A 19,840-nucleotide genomic window follows, 5' to 3' on the forward strand; every position below is an offset into this window, starting at 1 on the left:
GTCGGGGAGGGCTATTGTGGGCACGACCCAGTTGTTACTGAGCAGTAGCTCAGCTTGCCCGACCAGGAGCACCATGCACCCGTTCCGTGCGGCGGTGGAGGCTCGTGACACGGCGGCGATCGAGGCGATGCTCGCCGACGACGTCGTGTTCACCAGCCCTGTCGCGTTCAAGCCCTACCCCGGCAAGCCGATGACCGCGGCGATCCTGCGCGGCGTGCTGCGGGTGTTCGAGGACTTCCGCTACGTCCGCGAGATCGCCGGCGCGGACGGCCGCGACCACGCGCTCGTCTTCACGGCCACGGTGAACGGCAAGCAGGTCAACGGCTGCGACTTCCTGCACTTCGACGACGACGGCAAGATCGACGACTTCATGGTCATGATCCGCCCCCTGTCCGGCGCCCAGGCGCTCGCCGAGGCGATGGGCGCGCAGTTCGCGCAGATCAGCGAGGAAGTCGCCGGCGGCGCAACGTCCTGACGCTGTGACGCCGGCGGCTTCACTCAGCGGGCCGCGGGCTGAATCAGCTCGATGAGGTTGCCCTCCGGGTCGTGGACGTAGGCGTAGCGCACGCCCTCGGTGGCACCGGGGCCAGGCTCGACGACGGCGGGGGCTGCGCATTCGGCGGTCAGGCGCTTGAAAGCGGCGTCGAGGTCGGTGACTTGCAGCGCCAGATGCGTGAACGTCTGCCGGGCGGTCGCCGCGAACGGGTCCGGCGTGTCGATCGGCGTGGAGCCTGCCCGTTCGGTGAATTCGACGCGCAGGCCCGCGCCGTTGCTCAGGATGGCGGTGCGCACGCCGGCTTCGGGCAGCTCCAGGCGCTCCTCGACCTGATCGAGGCCGAGGGCGGCGCGGTACCAGCTCTCCTGCACGTCGAGGTCGGCGACCGACAGGCTGATGTGGTGGATGCCGAAGGCCGGCTCGGCGGCTGTGCCGGCGGTAGCCGCAGGAGTTGTGGCGGTGGCCGGCTTTGCGCTCGTGCTGGCGGTGGCTGCGGTGGTGGCTGGCGTGGCGGCCATGCTGGCGGCGTCCGTCGTGGTGGCGGCGGCGGTGGTTGGCGTGGCGACTGTGCTGGTGGTGGTCGTGGCTGGCATGGCTGGCGTGGCGGTGCTGGCGGTCGCGGGATCTGCGGAACTGGTTGTGCTGGCAGTGCCGGCGGTGGTTGCGGCTGGCGCGGCGGCCGTGCTGGTGGTGGGGTCTGCGGAGCTGCTTGTGCTGGTCGTGCTGCTTGTGCTGGACATGAGCCTCTCGCTCTCCTCGCAAGGTGAACACCATTTACCTGGTGAATAGTGTTAACCTTAACCCCATGCCGCCACCCGTCAAGCGCCGCCCCACCGGCCGCCACCACGGCGACCTGCGCAACGTCCTGGAAAAGGCGGCCCTTGAACTCGTCGCTGAGAAGGGGCCGCATGGCTTCAGCCTGAACGAGGCGAGCCGCCGTGCCGGGGTGAGTGTCGCCGCGCCCTACAAGCACTTCGCCGATCGGGAGGCGCTGCTCGCGGCGCTGGCCGTCAGCGGCTACCGCGAGCAGCGTGAGCTGTACTCGGCGGCGGTGTCCGGGCTCGACGACCCGGCCGATCAGCTCGCCGCGTTTGCCGCCGCCTATGTGCGCTTCGCCGCCGAGCAGCCGGCGCTGTTCGACGTGGCCTTCTATGCGGGCCTCGACAAGTCGCGTCATCCTGAACTCGCCGAAGCCGGCGACCTTCTGTTGGCGGCGCTGCTTCCGATCGCCGTCAGCATTGCTCCGGACGAGGCAGCGGCCTTTGACCTCCTGCTGCGGATTTCGTCGGCGGCGCACGGGTTGGCCGTGTTCCTGCGGCAGGGCTTGTTCGGCATCGAGCCGGACGCGCTGGACGAGACCGCAGAGCGAGCGGCGCGGACGGCGCGCGCGATCATCGCCGGTGTTGAGTAGCCGGAACGATGATCACGCGCCGCCTGCGAGCGTCGCCTACACCCGCCTCAGGTGAAGCAGAGTACTGCTGTAGTCCCCGGCCGGCAGGTCAAGCTCCAGTCCCGTCCGGGCCACGGCACCACTGATCCGCACATCTCGATCGACGTCGTAGTACTCAGCCTCGGTATCCAGCGCGCTCAGGCGCACCAGCGGTTGCGGCAGCCCGAACGCTGCAACGGTCCGCCACGCGATGACCACGTGCTCCGCGCCATCCGCAGACGCGTAGTGCACTGCCGTCGACTGCCCCTCCGTCGAGGGCCGGTGCAGCACACCGTGCTGCACCACATGCCGGATCCGCTTGTACTGCGCGACGAACCCCGCCGCCTCCTCCAGCTCCGCCGGCGTCCACTCCGTCAGCTTTCCGCCGATGCCTAGTGCGCCGGCCATGGAGACGTGGAAGCGGAAGCGTAGCGGTGTGGTGCGGCCTGTTGCGATGTTCGGGCTGTCGGTGACCCACGCGGCCATGACCTCGGCGGGGTACAGCATGCTGAAGCCGTGCTGGATCGCGAGGCGGTCTACCGGGTCGGTGTTGTCCGAGGTCCAGACCTGGTCCGTGCGCGACAGCACGCCGAGGTCGGCGCGGCCGCCGCCGCCGGCGCAGGCCTCGATGCGCAGCTGCGGGTGGTCGGCGCGGAGTTGGTCCATGATGCGGTAGACGGCTCGGGTGTGGTCGATCCACAGTCGGTCGGGATCGGGGTGCCCCGGCCAGCCGGCGTCGGTGACGGCGCGGTTGGCGTCCCACTTCAGGAAGTCGATGCCGTACTCGCGCACCAGTTGGTCGAGCCACTCGTGGGCCCACTCCGCCACGTCGGCGCGGCCGTAGTTCAGCATCAGCTGGTGCCGCAGCTCGGTCGGATCGCGGTTCGGGGTGTGCACGACCCAGTCGGGGTGCGCGCGGTACAGGTCGCTGTCGGCGTTGACCATCTCCGGCTCGACCCACAGCCCGAAGCGCATGCCGAGCTGGTGCACCTTCTCCACCAGCGGCCCGAGGCCCTGCGGGAACGCGCCCGGGTGCGGCTGCCAGTCTCCGAGTCCCGCGGTGTCGTCGCGGCGGCCGCCGAACCAGCCGTCGTCGAGGACGAACAGCTCGATCCCGAGCTCGGCGGCGGCCTCGGCGAGCCGGAGCTGGCCGGCCTCGTCCACAGTGAAGCCGGTCGCCTCCCACGAGTTGTAGACCACCGGCCGGTCCTCGTGCGGCGTCGGCGAGACGTGCCGGCGCACGTAGTCGTGCCAGGCGCGGGCCGCGCCGCCGAAGCCGGCTGTGGTGTGCAGGCCGGCGAAGACCGGAGTGACCAGGCTCTGGCCCGGGGCCAGGGTCCAGCCGACGCCCTCGTGCCCGAAGCCGCCGGTCCAGGTGACGTGGTCGGCCGGGTCGCGGTGCAGCGTCATCCGCCAGCTCCCGCTCCAGGCCAGCGCCGTGCTCCAGACCGCGCCCCGGTCCTCCTCGGCGGTGCCGTCGTCGACCGCGAGCCAGGGGTTGGCCTGGTGCCCGGTCAGGCCGCGGCGGCTGGTGAACACCGTCTCGGCGACCGGGACCTGGCTGCGGCGCGGCTGGAACTCGTGGTTCCAGCCGCCGACCACGTGGCTCATCCGGTAGTCGTTCAGGCGCGGCACGCTCCAGGCGGCCGAGTCCAGCCGGCCGACGCCGATCGGCTCCTGACCGTCGTTGGCCAGCACCGTCCAGCGTTCGATGACATCCGTGTCCTGATACACCCGGTAGTGCAGCTCCGCCCGCAGCGGATACCGGCGGTCCTGGAGCCGGATCACCAGGTGGCCGTCGCTGTTTTCGGAGCCGGTACTGATCTCATGGCCGGCCGGGCCCCACTGCGCGCCGCGCGTGCCGTCGGCGAACCGGACCTGCAGGCCCGCCGGGCCGAAGCGGGCGCCGGTCTCGATGCCGAGTTCGTCGGCCACGCCGTCGCCGTCGAAGCTGTTCGCGTTCCCGGGCGAGGTCAGGGAGCCGGCGTCTTCGTGGGCTGCGACGGCCTCCGGCGTCCCCCACGCGACGTGCCGGGGGCTGCCGTCCGGATCGGTCCGGAGCAGGTATCTGGTGTCGGGTGTGGTCAGCAGCCAGGTGCCGCGGGCAGCGTCGTAGGTAACGGGTTGCGGGGGAACACGCACAGGTCAACCTCACCAAACAGGTCTAGGGCGGTGGGAGCCGCGAGCTGCGAGCGTAGGGCGGGCCCTCGCTCGAAATCAATACTTGACGAAAGAAATTATTGCGCTTAGGTTTCCGCCATGTCTCCGAAGCCCGGTTCCCCCCAGCCGCTCGCCGCCACCCCGGCCGCGACCGCCGTGCTGGCCATGGTCCTGACCGAGGGCCCGCTCAGCCGGGTCGATCTGGCTCGGCGGCTCGGCATCTCCTCGGCCGCCGTCACCAAGGCCGCCCGGCCTTTCCTGGACGACGGCTACCTGCACGAGCTCGACTCCGAGCGGACGGCGCCCGGCGCCGGACGCCCGGTGAGCCCGCTGGCGATCACCCCGGACCGGGAGTTCGTCGCGGGGGTGAAGGTGACCGCCGACGAGGTGATCGGCGTGGTCTGCGATCTGAAGGCGCGGATCCGGACCTCGGCGCACCGGCCGCTGGCGGACTGCGGGCCCGCGACCGTGCTGGCCACCCTCACCGCGCTGGTCGACGAACTGCTCGACGCCGAACCGGAGCTGCGTGCCAAGACCCGCTTGCTGGGCCTGGCCGTCTCCGGCGACGTCGATCCGGTCGCCGGCCTGGTCCGGCTCTCGCCGCTGCTCGGCTGGGAGAACGTCGATCTGGCCGGTCCGGTCAGCGAGGCGACCGGCCTGGCCGTGGTGGTCGAGAACGACGTCAAGGCCCTCACCGTCGCCGAGCACTGGTTCGGCGACGGCGTCGGCACCGACGACTTCACCCTGGTCACCGTCGGCGCCGGCATCGGCTGCGGCATCGTCACCGGCGGCCGGCTGCTGTCCGGGGCGTACGGCGTGGCCGGCGAAGTCGGCCACGTCTGCGTCGACGCCTCCGGTCCCCGCTGCCACTGCGGGGCCCGGGGCTGCGTCGAGGCGATCGCCGCCACCGAGGCGATCGTCGGCCGGGCCCGGCAGCTGACCGGGCGCGACGACCTCACCTTCACCGAGGCCGCCGACCTCGCCCGGTCCGGCTCGGCCCCGGTGCGCGCCCTGTTCTCCGAGGCGGGCACCGCGATCGGGCTCGGCATCACCGCCGTGGTCAACCTGATCGGCCCGGAGCGGATCGTGGTCTCCGGCGAAGGCCTGGACGCCTACGACCTGTTCGAGACCGAGATCCGGGAGGCGTACGCCACCCACGCCTTCGGTGCGGCGGCCCGGTGCTCGCTCACCATCCGGCCGCTGCCGTTCGAGGAGTGGGCGCGCGGCGCCGCCTCGGTCGGCATCCAGACCCTGTTCGCGCCCGCCCGCCGATAACGGGCTGGCGACCCCCACAACACCGAATACCCCTGGCCTCTGACCGGACCGGCACCCGCCGGACCCGGAGTTCGACGCACCTTCAACGCACGCTTCAACGCACCCTTCGACGCACCACGGGGACCTGCCCGCCCGCAGGCGATCTCCCATACCCTCACCCCTCACTCAGGAGGACGACCATGTCCCGTGGACCGATCACCGATCGTCGTACCCTGCTTCGCGGCGCGATAGGCGGCGCCGGCCTGTTGCTGGCCAGCCCCGCGCTCGCCGCCTGCGGCAAGAGCAGCGCCTCCTCCACCTCCAGCGGCAGCGGAGGAGGAAGCAGCCAGGTGACGTTCGGCTCCGACGGCTCGGACCCGACGCCGCGCAAGGCCTACGGCGCGCTCACCAGCGCCTACACCGCCGCCACCGGCATGCAGGTCCGCACGAACACCCTGGACCACAACACCTTCGCCCAGCAGATCACCGCCTACCTCCAGGGCACCCCGGAGGACGTGGTCACCTGGTTCGCCGGCTACCGCATGCAGTTCTTCGCCCAGAAGAACCTGCTGCACCCGATCGACGACGTCTGGGCCCAGATCGGCGGCGGCTTCTCCGACGCCGCGAAGAAGCTGAGCCTGGGCCTGGACGGCAAGGCCTACTTCGTCCCGCTCTACAACTACCCGTGGGGCGTCTTCTACCGAAAGAGCGTGTTCGCTGCGAAGGGCTACCAGCCGGCCGCCGACTGGGACAGCTTCGTCGCGCTGTGCGGACAGATGAAGAAGGACGGCCTGTCCCCGCTCGCGGCCGGCTTCGGCGGCGGCGACTCCTGGACCAACCTGGGGACCTTCGACTATCTCAACCTCCGGATCAACGGCTACGACTTCCACATGCAGCTGATGGGCGGCAAGGTCGCGTGGTCCGACCCCCGGCTGAACGCCGTGATGGATCACTGGCGGCAGCTCTCCCCGTACCTGGAGGCGGGCGCCTCGGGCCGCAAGTGGCAGGACGCGGCGCAGTCGGTGTTCGACAAGAAGTCCGGGATGACGGTCACCGGCCTGTTCATGGGCCAGGCGATCACCGACGAGTCGCTCCGCGACGATATGGACTTCTTCGCCTTCCCGGCCATCGACCCGACCCACGGCCAGGACGCCGTCGAGGCGCCGACCGACGGCTTCGTCCTGAGCGCCAAGGCCAAGCACGTCGACGCCGGCAAGAAGATGCTCGAGTGGATCGGCACCGCGGCCGCCGAGACGGTTTACGCGGGCGTCGACCCGAGCAACGTCGGGGCCAGCACCAAGGCCGACACCGGCAAGTACAACGCGCTGCAGCAGAAGTCGGCGCAGATGATCGCCTCGGCGAAGTACATCACCCAGTTCGGCGACCGGGACAGCGACCCGGGCTTCATCTCGGCCGTGGTCGAACCCGGATTCGCGCAGTGGCTCGCCTCGCCCGACGACGGGACGTCCACGCTGAAGAAGATCGAGTCGCAGCGCTCCCAGTACTTCACGTCCTGATGGCGGGCGGCGGACGGCAAGAGGACGAAGGGGAGTGGCATGGCCCTCACAGCTGACGTGACCGGCAAGAACGCCAAGGCCGGGGCACCACGGCGCAGACCCCGCACGCGGGTGCTGTCGGTCGGGGACAAGCTCTTCCTCGCGGTGCTGATCGGGGTGCCGCTGCTCGCGCTGCTCGCCTTCGTCTGGCTCCCGGCGCTGGCCTCGGTGGGGATCTCCTTCACCCAGTGGGACGGCATCGGGCTTTCCTCGATCCACTGGGTCGGCCTGCGGAACTACAAGAACGTCTTCACGAACTACCCGCCGTTCTGGCCGGCCGTGGAGCACAACATCATCTGGATGGTGTTCACCGCGCTGGTGCCGACGCCGGCCGGCATCTTCCTGGCCTACCAGCTGGACCGCAAGATCAGGTTCAGCCGGGTCTACCAGATGGCGATCTTCCTGCCGGTGGTGCTGTCCACGGCCGTCGTCGGGTTCATCTGGGAGATCGTCTACGACCCGGACCACGGCCTGCTCAACAGCGCGCTGGGGACCAACAACCCCAGCGGCAAGCACTACATCGACTGGCTCGGCGACCCGCACCTGAACCTGTGGGCGGTGCTCGTGGCTTCGGCGTGGCGGCACACCGGCTACGTGATGATCCTGTACTTGGCCGGGCTCAAGAGCGTGGACCCTTCGCTGCGCGAGGCGGCCGCGATCGACGGCGCCAACGGCCGGCAGACCTTCCTGCGGGTGATCGTGCCGGCGATGAAGCCGATCAACGTGACCATCATCGTGGTCACGGTGATGGAGTCGCTGCGCGCCTTCGACATGGTCTACGTGCTCTCCGGCAACAACGGCAGCAAACAGGGCCTGGAGCTGCTGTCGCTGCTGATCACCAACAACACCGTCGGCGAGTCGCCCCGCCCCGGGTACGGCTCGGCGCTGGCCACCGTGCTGCTGGTGGTGTCGCTCGCGGCGATCGTCACCTTCCTCGTGCAGAACTTCCGGAAGGAGCGCCAGGCGTGACTACGACCACCGCGACCGACCTGCCGAAGGCGGCGGCCCCGGCGGGGCGTCCGCCGGCTCGCAGCCGCAAACCCCGCGGGCTTGGCCGACACGTGTTCCTGGCCCTCGTCTCGGTCGGCTGGCTCATCCCGCTGGGCTGGGCGCTGTTCACGGCGCTGCGCTCGTACTCGGACACCGCCGAACACGGCTATCTGAGCTGGCCGCACGGATTGAGCTTCGACAACTTCAGCACGGCTTTCGACCAGTCCGGCATGCCGCACTTCTTCTGGAACTCGCTGCTGATCACCGTCCCGGCAGTGCTGCTGACGCTGCTGTTCGCCTCGGCGGTGGCCTTCTTCGTCTCCCGGTTCGACTTCCGCTTCAACATCGCGCTGCTCATGCTGTTCACCGCCGGGAACCTGCTGCCGGCCCAGGTGATCATCACCCCGCTGTACAAGCTCTACCTCCAGCTGCCGCTGCCGAGCTTCCTGAGCGGATCCGGGTACTTCTACGACTCGGCGTTCGGCGTCATCACCATCCACGTCGCCTACCAGTGCGGCTTCTGCGTCTTCGTGCTCAGCAACTACATGCGCACGATCCCGCGGGAGATCAGCGAGGCGGCGCTGGTGGACGGCGCCCCGGTGTGGCGGCAGTACTTCCAGATCATCCTGCCGCTGTGCCGGCCGGCCTTCGCCGCGCTGGCCACGCTGGAGTCGATCTGGATCTACAACGACTTCTTCTGGTCGTTGATCCTCATGGAGACCGGCGACAAGCGGCCTGTCACCTCCGCGTTGGCCGGACTGTCCGGCGAGTACTTCACCAATCCCAACCTCATCGCCGCCGGGGCGCTCCTGACGTGCATCCCGACGCTGCTTATCTATCTGGTCCTGCAGCGCCACTTCGTGGGCGGTCTGACCATCGGGGCCAGCAAGACCTGACCTGAGGGAATCATCATGCGTATAAACATCAGACGGCCGCGTCGCGCGGTCGTGCTCACCGCCCTGCTCGGCACGCTGCCGGCGCTCGGGCTGATCCAGCTTCCCGACGCCGCCGGCGCCTCCCGGGCCCCCGGGACCTCCGACGGCGGCAGCACCGCCATCGCCGCCACCAGCACCGCCAGCACCACTGCCGCCAAGCCCTACATGGGCTGGAGCAGCTGGAGCCTGGAGTCCACCACCGCTCCCGGCGTCAACGCCGCCGGCCAGGGCGGCTCGCTCACCGAGGCCGAGGTCATCGCCAACGCCGACGTCATGGCCGCCAAGCTGAAGTCGCACGGCTACAGCTACGTCAACATCGACGCCGGCTGGTGGATGGACGACAAGTGGAAGACGGAGTACGACGGCAACGGCATCCCGAAGGCCGACCCGACTCGCTTCCCCGACGGCATCAAGGCGGTCGCCGACCACGTCCACCGCGAAGGCCTCAAGCTCGGCCTCTATCTGCCGGTCGGGCTGGAGATCGCCGACTACCAGGCCGGGAACTTCCCGATCGCCGGTGCGCCGTCGTGTCATACCCATGACATCGTCTACTCCGATCTGCGCACTACGAACGGCTGGGACAGCGCCTACAAAATCGACTTCTCCAACCCCTGCGCGCAGAAGTTCGTCGACTCCGAAGCCAAGCGCCTCGCCTCCTGGGGCATGGACTTCCTGAAGATGGACGGCGTCGGCCCGGGCTCGGTGAAGAGCGGCAACAACTACGACAACACCACGGACGTCGCCGCGTGGTCGCAGGCCCTGAAGCGGACCGGCCGGGACATCCAGTTCGTCCTGTCCTGGTCGCTCGACCACGCGCACGTGGCCACCTGGCAGCGGTACTCCAACGGCTGGCGCATCGACACCGACGTGGAGTGCTACTGCAACACGCTGGTGACCTGGCAGAACTCCGTGGTCGGCCGCTGGACCGACGTCGTCCCGTGGATCGCCGACGCCAAGCCCGGCGGCTGGAACAACCTGGACTCCCTGGACGTCGGCGTCGGCTCGATGGACGGCCTGACCGATGACGAGCGCCAGACCTACATGTCGCTGTGGGCGATCGAGGACGCGCCGCTGTACACCGGCGACGACCTGACGAAGCTCGACTCCTACGGCCTGTCGCTTCTTGGGAACGACGAGGTCATCGCGGTCGACCAGGCCGGGCGTCCGGCGCGGCCGCTGACGCAGAACACTGATCAGCAGGTCTGGTACAGCCGCAACCCCGACGGCTCGCTCACCGTGGCGCTGTTCAACCTCGGCACGTCCCCGGCGACCGTCACCGCGCCGTTCGTCTCGCTCGGCGTCGGCGGTTCGGCGACGGTCCGGGACCTGTGGGCGCACCAGAACCTGGGCTCGATGTCCGGTCAGTTCTCCGCGACGCTGCCGGCGCACGGCTCCCGGCTGCTGAAGGTCGTGCCGAGCGGCGGAAGCCTGGTCTCGTACGAGGCCGAGGCGCCGTCCAACGTCCTGACCGGCGGCGCGGCCGTCACAGGATGCAGCGGCTGCTCCGGATCTCAGAAGGTCGGCAGCCTCGGCCACGAGGGCGCGCTGACGTTCACCGGGGTGAAGGCGGCGAAGGCGGGCCCGCACACCATCACCGTGGTCTACGACGACGGCGACACCAACGGTCGTCCTCTCACCTACAGCGCCAACGGCGGACCGGAGACCACCATCCAGGCTCCGGGTACCGGCGGCTGGAACACGGTCGGAACTCTGACGATCACCCTGCCGTTGCAGGCCGGGGCCAACACGATCACCTTCACCGGTCCTGACTCCAACACGTACTCGCCCGACGTAGACCGGATCATGCTGTGACCTCACGTGATCTGATGCTGGCGTGGCCTCGTCCGGCGGACACCTGGTTCGAGGCCGCGCCGGTCGGGAACGGCCGGCTCGGGGCGATGGTCTTCGGCGGGGTGCGGCTCGGGCGTTGGCAGATCAACGACTCCAGCGTGTGGTCCGGCAGTCCGTCGAGCCCATCTGATGGGCTTGCCGCGGTGCTCGGTGCGGGCGCCGGTCCGGAGCGGCTTGCCGAGCTGCGCGAGGCGATCCGGGCGGAGGACTATCAGCAGGCGAATAGTCTGGCGATGCAGTTCGAAGGCCGCTACAGCCAGGAGTACCTGCCGTTCGTCGATCTCTGGATGTCTCTCGACGCGGACGGCGACTATCAGGGCCGGACGCTCAACCTCGACACCGGCGTCGTCGCCGAGGAGATCGAGCTGGACGGCCGCCGGATCGTGCGGCGGACGTGGGCGAGCCGGCCGGCCGGGGCGGTCTGCGTCGCGTTGGACGTCGCCGAGGGTAGCGTCGACATCGACCTCGAACTCACCTCCGAGTTGCGGGTCGTGCGGCGGACGGGGCTGAGCCTCGCCGTCGAGATGCCGATCGACGGGGCGCCGACGCATGAGCCGAGCGCGCCGCCGCATCGCTACGGCGACGGTGGCGGCCTCGTCGACGGGTACGACCCGTACGGCGTGGCCGCGATGGCCGTTGATACCGACGGCGATGTGCGCGTGGTCGACGGGGTCGTGCGGGTGTCGCGGCTTTCGCGGCTGCTCGTCGTGGTGACCAGCTCGACGAGCGGCGCCGACTTCTGGTCGCGGAACTCCCCGACGTCGCGGGACGAACACCTGCGTCGTGCGTCGCAGAACGCGCAGATCGCTGTCGCGCGCGGTGCTTTTGAGCTGCTGCGCGAGCACGAAGCGGACCTGCGCGGAGTGCTCGGCGGTATGGAGCTGACGATCGGCGCGCGCCGGTCCGGGACGTTCGACGTCGCCGCGGACGTGTTGTCCGGCAAGGACGAACAGCTGACGGCGACCGTGATCGTCCAGCTCGGCCGCTACCTGCTGGCGTCGGCCTCGCGGCCTGGCGGCGGGCCTCCGCCGAACCTTCAGGGCATCTGGAACCAGGAACTGAGCCCGCCGTGGTCGTCGAACTACACGATCAACATCAACACCGAGATGAACTACTGGGGCGCCGAACCGGCGGGTCTCGGCGAGTGCCACGACCCGCTGTTCGGCCTGATCGAACGGCTCGCGGAGACCGGCGGACCGGTCGCCCGGCAGCTCTACGGCGCGCGTGGCTGGCTGGCGCACCACAACACCGACATGTGGGGCTGGGCCCTGCCGGTCGGGATGGGGCACGGCAATCCGTCGTGGGCGCTGTGGATGATGGGTGGCGTGTGGCTGACCCAGCATCTGTGGGACCACTTCGAGTTCAGTCAGGACCTTGAGTTTCTCGGCGATCGGGCGTGGCCGCTGATGCGCGGCTGTGCCGAGTTCTGCCTTGATTGGCTGGTGGACGGTGCGGACGGGCTGCTCGACACGATCCCGTCGACCTCGCCGGAGAACCTGTTCGTCTCGCGCGCCGGGACGATCGAGTCTCTGTCCGTCTCGACGGCGATGGACATGGCGCTGATCCGTGCGCTGTTCACGCGCTGTCTCGCGGCTGCGGAGCTGCTGGGCATCGAGGATCCGGTGTGTGCTGAGATCAGCGCCGCGCTGCCGCGATTGCGGCCGCCGGGTCTGACCGCCGACGGCCGGTTGCTGGAGTGGGGCGAGGACCACGTCGAGCAGGACCCGCAGCACCGGCACATGTCGCATCTGGTGGGTGTGCACCCGCTGGACCAGATCGATCCGGACCGGACGGCCGAGTTGGCCGAGGCGGCGCTGGCGACGTTGGATCGGCGCGGGCCGGGGGCGATGGGCTGGTCGTGGTCGTGGAAGATCACGTTGCGGGCTCGGTTGCGCGATGCTGCGGTGGCGCGTGAGCTGTTGTTGGAGGCGGTGCAGCCGTTTTCGGGCGACCCGCTGCTGAGTGCGCCGCCGGAGGGGACGGAGTGGGGCGGGTTGCTGCCCAACTTGTTCAGCACGCATCCGCCGTTCCAGTTGGATGGCAACTATGGGCTGATGGCGGCTGTGGTGGAGATGCTGGTGCAGAGCCATGGCGGGGTTATCAGGGTTCTGCCGGCGTTGCCGCAGGAGTGGCCCGATGGTGCGGTACGGGGTGTTCGCTGCCGGGGTGGTCTGGCTGTGGATGTGGTCTGGCGCGGCGGACGTCTCAGTACCCTGTCGGTCCATCGGCTGTACGGGGACGACGGCCCAGTCTGGATTGACTACGAGGGCCGCCGGAAGGAGGTCCAGGTGGTGCGCGGCTCCTCGGTCGATTTCGGCGCGGAGCTGGACGTGCGCTCCCTCAGCGAGCGCGGATTCTGAACGAGCACGGATTCTGAACGGCAGGGAAACATCGGGTGTTGTTATAGGGTTCAGGGGTGACAGAGGGGCGATTCGGTCGGCGCGGCGTGCTCGCGGCGCTGGCCGTGGGCGGGGTGCTGCCGGCGCTCGCCGCGTGCTCGGGCGGCGGGAAGCACAAGCACGACAAGCAGAACGGTGCGGCGGTCGGCGCCAGCGGTAGCAGCAATGGCGCGGTGAGTGATGTGGGCGGCGGCATGGACGTTCTGATGATCATCCGGCACGCCGAGAAGCCCGCCGGCTCCGGCGCCCCGTACGGCCTCACCGCCGACGGCGTGCAGGACGACCACTCGCTCACCATCCAGGGCTGGACCCGGGCCGGAGCGCTGGTCGGCCTGTTCGACCCGCGCGATGCCTCCGGCGGTCCCGTCGCGCTGCGTGCCGGTCTGACCAGGCCCGCGGTCGTGGCCGCAGCCGCGGCGGGCACCGGCGGCAGCAACAGCAAGCGCCCGCAGGAGACGGTGACGCCGCTGGCCTCGGCCCTCGGCGTCACGCTGGAGACGCAGTTCGCGGTCGGCCAGGAGGCGGCGCTCGCCAAGTGGCTGACGGGCCCGACCGGTCCCTCGGGGCCGACCCTCGTGGCCTGGGAGCATCAGCACATCGCGGACATCATCGCGGGCCTCGGCCAGGTGACCCCGAAGCCCCCGGCTTCCTGGCCCGGCGCGAGGTTCGACATCGTCTACGTCTTCACGCGCGTCCCCGGCACCGGCGGCTGGACGTTCACGCAAGTCCCGCAGTCGTTGCTGGCCGGGGATCTGTCGAGCCCGATCAGGTAGCGTCGGTGCCGGTGGCGGTTGAAGAACTGCAGCTCTCGGCAAAGCCCGAGCCGGATTAGAGGGCTGGTATGCGCCGCCACCTGGGCCGGTGACCACACCACGGGTTCAGAGAGCGATCGCTTGATAGGACAGTGCCGCGTCGACGATGTCCTCGGCTGAACCTTCGCGTAGCTCGGCTGGCGGATAGAAGATCAGATCAGCGACTCTGGGGTGCGGTGTGTTTGCCCCAAGCAACAGTAGGTAGTAGTCGAGTTCGGGATCGGCGGCCTGGATCCGGCGCACGATCTCGATCAGCTCGGCGCGGCTAGCGTCGGCGACCTTCGGCCATGCGGGTCGTGCGGCCTCGCGCGCGAACTCCTCGAGATCCCGGGTCTCGTTGTAGGAGATGAAGTCGTAGTCCGTGTACGTATGCCCGGTGGCCTTGTTGAACGCGGTGACGGCCTCGCCGGCGGCCAGGCCGTCACCGTGACGGATCACATCGGCGATGTTCTCGATGACCTGACTGAGCTCGCGGAGTCGAGACTCGGCGACGAACGGCGGGGTGAGTTCCGGACGCAGCATCACATCCGGCATTATCCCGCAATGTCGTCGGCCCGGAGCTGCCGCGCACGGTACTCGGCTACGAGGCGGTCGGAGCGAGTTCGCGGACGAAGAAGGCCACGACCTGGTCGACGAGCTGCTGGGCGTCGGGGTGTCCTTCGAAGACGTGGTCGGCGCCTTCGACCGGGACGAACTCCGAGCGCGCTCCGGCCGCGGCCAGGGCCTTGTGCAGGAGTTCGGCCTGGTCGACGGGGACTCTGCGGTCGGCGTCGCCGTGCATGATGAGGAACGGCGGCGCGCCGGCGTGGACGTGGGTGACCGGGCTGGCCAGGGTGGCGGCGGCCATCAGCTTGTCCGCGTTGCCGTTGCCGTCGGCGCCATCGCCGTCGCCGCCGAGCAGGCCGGCTATGGCGCTGAAGTGGCGCAGCGCGACCAGGTCCGTGGGGGAGCACCAGGTCGCGGCTGCCGCGATCGGAAGGTCGGCGTCGTCGGTGGCGCCGGTCGCTTTGTCGGCGGGGGCCAGCGCGGCGAGCGCGCCGAGCGTCCCGCCGGACGACTCGCCCCAGACCCCGACGCGTGCCGGATCCAGGCCCCACGTCGAAGCGTTGGATCGCAGGAACCTGATCGCGGCACGCACGTCGTGCAACTGCGCCGGGAACTTAGCCTCGCCGGAGAACCGATAGTCGATCGTCGCGGCAGCGATCCCGGCGGCGACGAGCGTGTCGAACACCGCGTTCGGCGCGAGATTCGACGGCAGGTAGCGCCGATCGCCGGACCAGAACGCCCCGCCGTGCATCCAGACCACGACCGGCACCGGCGACTGCGTACTCGCGTGCGCCGGGAGGTGCAGGTCGAGCAGGAGCGGCCGGAAGCCCTGGATCTCGGCGTATGTCAGGCCTTCGAGGGTGCTCATGCGATCGTGACCTCACCTGGGAATGAAGGGGCTGCGATCGTATCGAATTCGTCCTCCGGTGCCTGTGGTCTCAGCGCTCCCGGAACCCGCCGAGGAACCGCCGGAACACCCCGCCCTCCCGGGGCAGCGGCGGCCGGGGCGGCGGCGGCTCGGCCCGGCGGGTGGCGATCGGCTGGTCGTAGTCGGTGCGCAGGAGCGCGTCGATGGTCTGCTGCTCGTCGAAGTCCTCGGAGCCCTCGATCGTCGGCACGTACCCGACCAGCATCCCGTCCTTCATCACCTGGGCCTCCAGGCCCGCGGTGTCGTCGGTGTCCCACTCGGCCTGGCGTCCGCCCGAGAGCATGACGCGCACGCCGAACTGGTAGACGCTGACCTTGGCGACGTGCGCGTCCACGCCGCGCTCGCGGAGGGCGTCGACGACGCGGCGCGCTCGATTCTCGTCCATGCTGATCAGGGTAACCGGCTGACCTCGGTCTGGGCCGCGATGATGGGGACACCGGGCCCGCTCGCGCGTGCCGCAGAGGCTCAGACCAGCACGGAGCCGCCGTCGACCGGGACGATCGCGCCCGAGGCGTAGGTCTGCTCCATGCAGTACACGAAGGCGCGCGCGATCTCCTCGACGCGGCCGGTGTGCCCGACCGGGGTGGTCTGGGCCGTGGCCTCGAACAGGGCGTCGCGCTGGGCCTCGGGGAGCGCCGACCACAGGGGGCTCTCCACGACGCCGGGGCGGACGAGGTTGACCCGGACCGGGGCGAGCTCGAGGGCGAGTTCGCGGGTCAGGGCCTCCATCGCGCCGCAGATGCTGGCCGCCACGGCCCAGCCGGGGGCGGGGCGCGGGGCGGCCGAGCCGCCGGTGAGGGTGATGGAGCCGGTCGGGGCCAGGTGCGGTGCGGCGGCGCGGACGGCCGCCAGGACGCCGAAGTACCGGATCTCGAAGAAGCGGCGCGCGCTGTCGACGTCGAGCTCGGTGATGGGGGAGAGGGTCAGCGGTTCGCCCGAGGTGTACGTCAGGTGGTCGAAGGCGCCGATCTGGTCGAAGAGCGCGTTGAGCGCCGCCGGGTCGCGGACGTCGACCGCGTGGCCGGTGGCGTCGGCCGGCAGTTCGCTCAGCGCGTTCTTCACGCTCTGCTGCCGTCCCGAGACGACCACGACCCGGGCCCCGCGCCCGGCCGCCGCCTGCGCCGTGGCCAGTCCGATCCCGGACGTGCCTCCGATCAGCACTACGCGCTGTCCGGTGATGTCCATGGCAGTTCCTCTTCTCGTTGGTGCCTTTGCCGTCTGCTTTCCGGAGTCCACGATCCGCCGCAGGGTGGCCGCGCGTCCAAGACCTGTCCCGTCGCCTGTGATACCTTCAAGGCATCACAGATGGCAGGGAGGCCCGCATGGACCTGGACCTTCGCAAAATTCGCTACTTCATGGCGGTGGCCGGCGAGCTGAACTTCGGGCGCGCGGCGCAGGAGCTGCACATCGCGCAGCCGGTGCTGTCGCGCCAGATTCGGGCGCTGGAGTCCGAGCTCGGCGTGCAGCTGTTCGTGCGCGATCGGCGGCGTACCGAACTGACCCCGGCCGGTGAAGCGCTGTATGCCGACGCGGGGCCGGTGTTGGCGGGAGCGGAGGCGCTACGGCGTCGGGTCGGGCGCGCTGCTCGCGGGAACGACGTGTTCACCGTCGGATTCATGCCCGGGCTGATCGTGACCGGCGCGGTCAGGGCGCTGACGGCTGCGCATCCGCAACTGCGGGTCGAGGTGCTGCGGACGAGTTGGGCCGACCAGGTCGAGGTGCTGCTGGACGGCCGGGCCGATGTCAGCTTCGTGCGGCTGCCGGTCGACCAGCGCGGCCTGAAGGTGACGACGTTGTTCGAGGAGCCGCGGGTCGTGGTGCTGCCGAGCGGGCACCGGTTGGCGAGCAAGGACGAGATCCATCTCGACGACCTCGCCGGCGAGACACTGCTCCAGCCGCACAAGGCTGTTCCGGAGTGGCAGGCGCTGACCGGCGACACCGCGCCGCGAGACGAGGGCGGTCCGGCGCCGCTGGCCGTCGAGGAGAAGCTGGAACACGTCGCCTCCGGGAGCGGCATCGTCATTCTCCCGGCCTCGACCGCCGGGTTCTATCAGCGCCCTGACGTGGTGGCCGTCTCGATCGCCGACCTCGGGCCCACGCGCGTCGCCCTGGCCTGGGACGCGACGCGGCGGAGCCGGTTGATCAGCGAGTTCGCGGCGCTGGCCGCGGTCCACCTGGGCTCGCCGAGACCGGCGGGATGACAGTGTCGTGACACGCCGGTCGGCCGGTCGGCGCCCGGCTGCCTCGTGGGCGCGGACCGCCCTGTAACGTCGTGCCCGTGGATCGTTTCAACGGCTTGGAAATCCCCGAATCCCTCGCGGAAGCGCTCGACCCCGCGACGACCGCCCTGATCGTCTACGACATGCAGGTCGGCGTGCTGCGCCAGATCGCCGACGGCGAGCAGCTGCTGGCGAACGTCAAGCGCGTCCTGGCCGCGGCCCGCGAACGCGGGATCCGCACGATCTTCCTGCGCCACTACTTCATGCCCGCGGCGCTCGCCGGCGTGTTCCAACTGCGGCAGGCCATGATCTGGCAGCACAAGGGCGCCGCCGTCGACACCCGGCCGCTGATCCCGCACGGCTCGCCCGGCTTCCACCTGGTCGAGGGCCTGGACCCAACTCCCGACGAGCCGATCATCGACAAGATCACGATGTCCGCCTTCGAAGGCACGCCGCTGGACATCGTCCTGCGCGACTGCGGCATCCGCAGCTACCTCATCGTCGGCGCGGCGACCGAAGTCGGCATCGAACCCACCGCCCGCCACTCCACCGACCTCGGCTACATCCCGATCATCGTCCGCGACGCCTGCGGCGCCGGCCACCAGGAGGCCGCCGAGCGCGCGCTCGCAGGACTGGAGTTCACCGGCGACGCGTTCCTGACGGATACGGACGAGGTGTGCGGGATCCTCGGGGCGGGGTGACGGGCCCGTGCCCAACCCCCTACTTATCCTTCTCTGTCCTCTCAGACCCCGGCTGTATCCAGTCGAACGTCCGCTCCACCGCGCGCCGCCAGTTCGCGTACTCGCTCTCGCGCCGGCCGGCGTCCATCGACGGGTTCCACAGCGCGGCGCGGTGCCAGTTGCGGCGCAGGCCCTCCAGGTCAGGCCAGTAGCCGACGGCCAGTCCCGCAGCGTACGCGGCGCCGAGGGACACGGTCTCGGCGACCATCGGCCGGACCACCGGGGCGTCCAGGACGTCGGCGACGAACTGCATCAGCAGGTTGTCGGCCGTCATGCCGCCGTCGACCTTCAGGGTGGTCAGGGCCAGGCCCGAGTCGGCGTTCATCGCGTCGACCACCTCGCGGGTCTGCCAGCCGGTCGCCTCCAGGACGGCGCGCGCCAGGTGGCCCTTCGTGATGTACGACGTCAGGCCGACGATGACGCCGCGCGCCTCGCTGCGCCAGTGCGGGGCGAACAGCCCTGAGAACGCCGGGACGATGTAGCAGCCGCCGTTGTCCTCCACGGTGCGGGCCAGCGTCTCGATCTCCGGCGCCGTCGTGATCAGCCCGAGGCTGTCGCGGAACCACTGCACCAGCGACCCGGTGACCGCGATGGAGCCTTCGAGCGCGTACACCGCCGGTTCCGTGCCGATGCGGTACCCGACCGTGGTGAGCAGGCCGTGCGTGGAGCGCACCGGGGTGTCGCCGGTGTTCAGCAGCAGGAAGCTGCCGGTGCCGTACGTGCACTTGGCCTCGCCGCGCGCGAAGCACGTCTGCCCGAACAGCGCCGCCTGCTGGTCGCCGAGCGCCGCCGCGATCCGGACGCCGGGCAGGGCGCGCGTCGCTGTTCCGTAGACCTCGGACGAGGAGCGGATCTCCGGGAGCATCGCCGCCGGGATGCCGAAGAAGTCCAGCAGCTCCTTGTCCCACTGCAGGGTCTTGATGTTCATCAGCATGGTGCGGCTGGCGTTGGTGACGTCGGTGACGTGCACGCCGCCCTCCACGCCGCCGGTCAGGTTCCAGATCAGCCAGCTCTCCATGGTGCCGAACAGCACCTCGCCGCGCTCGGCCCGCTCGCGCAGCCCCGGCGTGTGGTCGAGCATCCAGCTGATGCGCGGTGCCGAGAAGTACGTGGCCAGCGGCAGACCGGAGTGCTCCAGGACAGTCGCTGCGTCCGGCCGCCGCGCGTATTCGGAGACCATCTCGTCGGTGCGGGTGTCCTGCCAGACGATCGCGCGGCCCAGCGGGTGGCCGGTCCGGCGGTCCCACAGCACCGTGGTCTCGCGCTGGTTGGCGATGCCGATCGCGGCCACCTGGTCGGCGCCCACCCCGACCTTGGCCAGCGCCTCGGGGGCCAGGTGCTCCAGGTTGCGCCAGATCTCCGCCGCGTCGTGCTCGACCCAGCCGGGCCTGGGGAAGTGCTGCTTGTGCTCGCGCTGGGACACCGAGACCAGGCGGCCGCCGCGGTCGAACAGGATGCAGCGCGTGGACGTCGTGCCCTGGTCGATCGACATCACGAAGTGCGCGACCATGGTGCAGCCTTTCGG

Annotated in this window: 19 protein-coding genes; 12 read left to right on the top strand and 7 right to left on the bottom strand. The window is 70.0% G+C overall.

The window, feature by feature from the left end; genetic code table 11:
* The first annotated feature begins 73 nt into the window (after window positions 1-73).
* Entirely contained in the window at window positions 74-475 is a 402-nt protein-coding gene (locus tag GWK61_RS39070) for a nuclear transport factor 2 family protein (RefSeq protein WP_194916754.1), read from the top strand.
* 23 nt (window positions 476-498) lie between these two features.
* Here GWK61_RS39070 and GWK61_RS39075 read toward each other — a convergent pair whose 3' ends face one another.
* Entirely contained in the window at window positions 499-1,014 is a 516-nt protein-coding gene (locus tag GWK61_RS39075) for a VOC family protein (RefSeq protein ID WP_194916755.1), read from the bottom strand.
* On the opposite strand from GWK61_RS39075, the gene GWK61_RS39080 reads away from it, so the two are divergent.
* The gene (locus tag GWK61_RS39080) at window positions 1,004-1,285 is read left to right on the top strand and encodes a hypothetical protein (protein ID WP_194916756.1); all 282 of its coding nucleotides are present in this window, start codon (window positions 1,004-1,006) and stop codon (window positions 1,283-1,285) included. The two genes, GWK61_RS39075 and GWK61_RS39080, sit on opposite strands and share 11 nt — an antisense overlap.
* Before the next feature lie 16 nt (window positions 1,286-1,301).
* Complete coding sequence (locus GWK61_RS39085) at window positions 1,302-1,907, top strand: TetR/AcrR family transcriptional regulator (RefSeq protein ID WP_194916757.1); 606 nt, start codon at window positions 1,302-1,304, stop codon at window positions 1,905-1,907.
* Between the two features lie 36 nt (window positions 1,908-1,943).
* Here the strand turns inward: GWK61_RS39085 and GWK61_RS39090 are convergent, their stop codons facing one another.
* On the bottom strand, window positions 1,944-4,067 hold the full coding sequence (locus tag GWK61_RS39090; RefSeq protein WP_194916758.1) for an alpha-galactosidase: 2,124 nt from the start codon (window positions 4,065-4,067) through the stop codon (window positions 1,944-1,946).
* A gap of 117 nt (window positions 4,068-4,184) precedes the next feature.
* On the opposite strand from GWK61_RS39090, the gene GWK61_RS39095 reads away from it, so the two are divergent.
* The 7 genes from GWK61_RS39095 to GWK61_RS39125 all read left to right on the top strand — a co-directional run bounded on the left by GWK61_RS39095 (window position 4,185) and on the right by GWK61_RS39125 (window position 13,843).
* A complete protein-coding gene (locus GWK61_RS39095; protein WP_194916759.1) occupies window positions 4,185-5,360 on the top strand; it encodes an ROK family transcriptional regulator in 1,176 nt (391 codons plus the stop codon).
* 179 nt (window positions 5,361-5,539) lie between these two features.
* Complete coding sequence (locus GWK61_RS39100) at window positions 5,540-6,856, top strand: ABC transporter substrate-binding protein (RefSeq protein ID WP_194916760.1); 1,317 nt, start codon at window positions 5,540-5,542, stop codon at window positions 6,854-6,856.
* Window positions 6,857-6,895: 39 nt separating this feature from the next.
* The gene (locus GWK61_RS39105; protein ID WP_194916761.1) at window positions 6,896-7,864 is read left to right on the top strand and encodes a carbohydrate ABC transporter permease; all 969 of its coding nucleotides are present in this window, start codon (window positions 6,896-6,898) and stop codon (window positions 7,862-7,864) included.
* On the top strand, window positions 7,861-8,781 hold the full coding sequence (locus tag GWK61_RS39110) for a carbohydrate ABC transporter permease (RefSeq protein WP_323747955.1): 921 nt from the start codon (window positions 7,861-7,863) through the stop codon (window positions 8,779-8,781). The genes GWK61_RS39105 and GWK61_RS39110 overlap by 4 nt, the downstream gene beginning before the upstream one ends.
* A gap of 15 nt (window positions 8,782-8,796) precedes the next feature.
* Complete coding sequence (locus tag GWK61_RS39115) at window positions 8,797-10,632, top strand: alpha-galactosidase D (protein ID WP_194916762.1); 1,836 nt, start codon at window positions 8,797-8,799, stop codon at window positions 10,630-10,632.
* Window positions 10,629-13,031 (top strand): glycosyl hydrolase family 95 catalytic domain-containing protein, encoded by a 2,403-nt coding sequence (locus GWK61_RS39120; RefSeq protein WP_194916763.1) that lies wholly within the window; start codon window positions 10,629-10,631, stop codon window positions 13,029-13,031. The genes GWK61_RS39115 and GWK61_RS39120 overlap by 4 nt, the downstream gene beginning before the upstream one ends.
* Window positions 13,032-13,087: 56 nt before the next feature.
* Window positions 13,088-13,843, top strand: coding sequence for a hypothetical protein (locus tag GWK61_RS39125; protein ID WP_228563670.1), 756 nt, complete (start codon window positions 13,088-13,090; stop codon window positions 13,841-13,843).
* Window positions 13,844-13,948: 105 nt separating this feature from the next.
* Here the strand turns inward: GWK61_RS39125 and GWK61_RS39130 are convergent, their stop codons facing one another.
* The 4 genes from GWK61_RS39130 to GWK61_RS39145 form a co-directional block, all read right to left on the bottom strand.
* Window positions 13,949-14,404 carry a bacteriocin immunity protein gene (locus GWK61_RS39130; protein WP_369125647.1) on the bottom strand — a complete coding sequence of 152 codons (456 nt, stop codon included), beginning with the start codon at window positions 14,402-14,404 and terminating at the stop codon, window positions 13,949-13,951.
* A gap of 58 nt (window positions 14,405-14,462) precedes the next feature.
* A complete protein-coding gene (locus tag GWK61_RS39135; protein ID WP_194916765.1) occupies window positions 14,463-15,296 on the bottom strand; it encodes an alpha/beta hydrolase in 834 nt (277 codons plus the stop codon).
* Window positions 15,297-15,366: 70 nt separating this feature from the next.
* Entirely contained in the window at window positions 15,367-15,741 is a 375-nt protein-coding gene (locus GWK61_RS39140) for a hypothetical protein (RefSeq protein WP_194916766.1), read from the bottom strand.
* Window positions 15,742-15,821: 80 nt separating this feature from the next.
* Complete coding sequence (locus GWK61_RS39145) at window positions 15,822-16,541, bottom strand: SDR family oxidoreductase (RefSeq protein WP_194916767.1); 720 nt, start codon at window positions 16,539-16,541, stop codon at window positions 15,822-15,824.
* Window positions 16,542-16,678: 137 nt separating this feature from the next.
* Here GWK61_RS39145 and GWK61_RS39150 point away from each other — a divergent pair, with 137 nt between their 5' ends.
* Window positions 16,679-17,557, top strand: coding sequence for a LysR family transcriptional regulator (locus GWK61_RS39150; protein ID WP_194916768.1), 879 nt, complete (start codon window positions 16,679-16,681; stop codon window positions 17,555-17,557).
* Window positions 17,558-17,634: 77 nt separating this feature from the next.
* A complete protein-coding gene (locus GWK61_RS39155; RefSeq protein ID WP_194916769.1) occupies window positions 17,635-18,276 on the top strand; it encodes a cysteine hydrolase family protein in 642 nt (213 codons plus the stop codon).
* A gap of 19 nt (window positions 18,277-18,295) precedes the next feature.
* On the opposite strand, the gene glpK is transcribed toward GWK61_RS39155, so the two are convergent.
* Window positions 18,296-19,825, bottom strand: coding sequence for a glycerol kinase GlpK (gene glpK / locus GWK61_RS39160; RefSeq protein ID WP_194916770.1), 1,530 nt, complete (start codon window positions 19,823-19,825; stop codon window positions 18,296-18,298).
* Window positions 19,826-19,840: the final 15 nt, after the last annotated feature.

The sequence above is a fragment of the Catenulispora rubra genome, from assembly GCF_015356825.1.
GTDB classification, from domain to species: Bacteria; Actinomycetota; Actinomycetes; order Streptomycetales; family Catenulisporaceae; genus Catenulispora; species Catenulispora rubra.

Coding starts and splice junctions, on each gene's coding strand:
- GWK61_RS39070 (WP_194916754.1), top strand. CDS start 74: ATGCACCCGTTCCGTGCGGCGGTGGAGGCTCGTGACACGGCGGCGATC.
- GWK61_RS39075 (WP_194916755.1), bottom strand. CDS start 1,014: ATGGCCGCCACGCCAGCCACCACCGCAGCCACCGCCAGCACGAGCGCA.
- GWK61_RS39085 (WP_194916757.1), top strand. CDS start 1,302: ATGCCGCCACCCGTCAAGCGCCGCCCCACCGGCCGCCACCACGGCGAC.
- GWK61_RS39095 (WP_194916759.1), top strand. CDS start 4,185: ATGTCTCCGAAGCCCGGTTCCCCCCAGCCGCTCGCCGCCACCCCGGCC.
- GWK61_RS39100 (WP_194916760.1), top strand. CDS start 5,540: ATGTCCCGTGGACCGATCACCGATCGTCGTACCCTGCTTCGCGGCGCG.
- GWK61_RS39105 (WP_194916761.1), top strand. CDS start 6,896: ATGGCCCTCACAGCTGACGTGACCGGCAAGAACGCCAAGGCCGGGGCA.
- GWK61_RS39115 (WP_194916762.1), top strand. CDS start 8,797: ATGCGTATAAACATCAGACGGCCGCGTCGCGCGGTCGTGCTCACCGCC.
- GWK61_RS39130 (WP_369125647.1), bottom strand. CDS start 14,404: ATGCTGCGTCCGGAACTCACCCCGCCGTTCGTCGCCGAGTCTCGACTC.
- GWK61_RS39135 (WP_194916765.1), bottom strand. CDS start 15,296: ATGAGCACCCTCGAAGGCCTGACATACGCCGAGATCCAGGGCTTCCGG.
- GWK61_RS39140 (WP_194916766.1), bottom strand. CDS start 15,741: ATGGACGAGAATCGAGCGCGCCGCGTCGTCGACGCCCTCCGCGAGCGC.
- GWK61_RS39145 (WP_194916767.1), bottom strand. CDS start 16,541: ATGGACATCACCGGACAGCGCGTAGTGCTGATCGGAGGCACGTCCGGG.
- GWK61_RS39150 (WP_194916768.1), top strand. CDS start 16,679: ATGGACCTGGACCTTCGCAAAATTCGCTACTTCATGGCGGTGGCCGGC.
- glpK (WP_194916770.1), bottom strand. CDS start 19,825: ATGGTCGCGCACTTCGTGATGTCGATCGACCAGGGCACGACGTCCACG.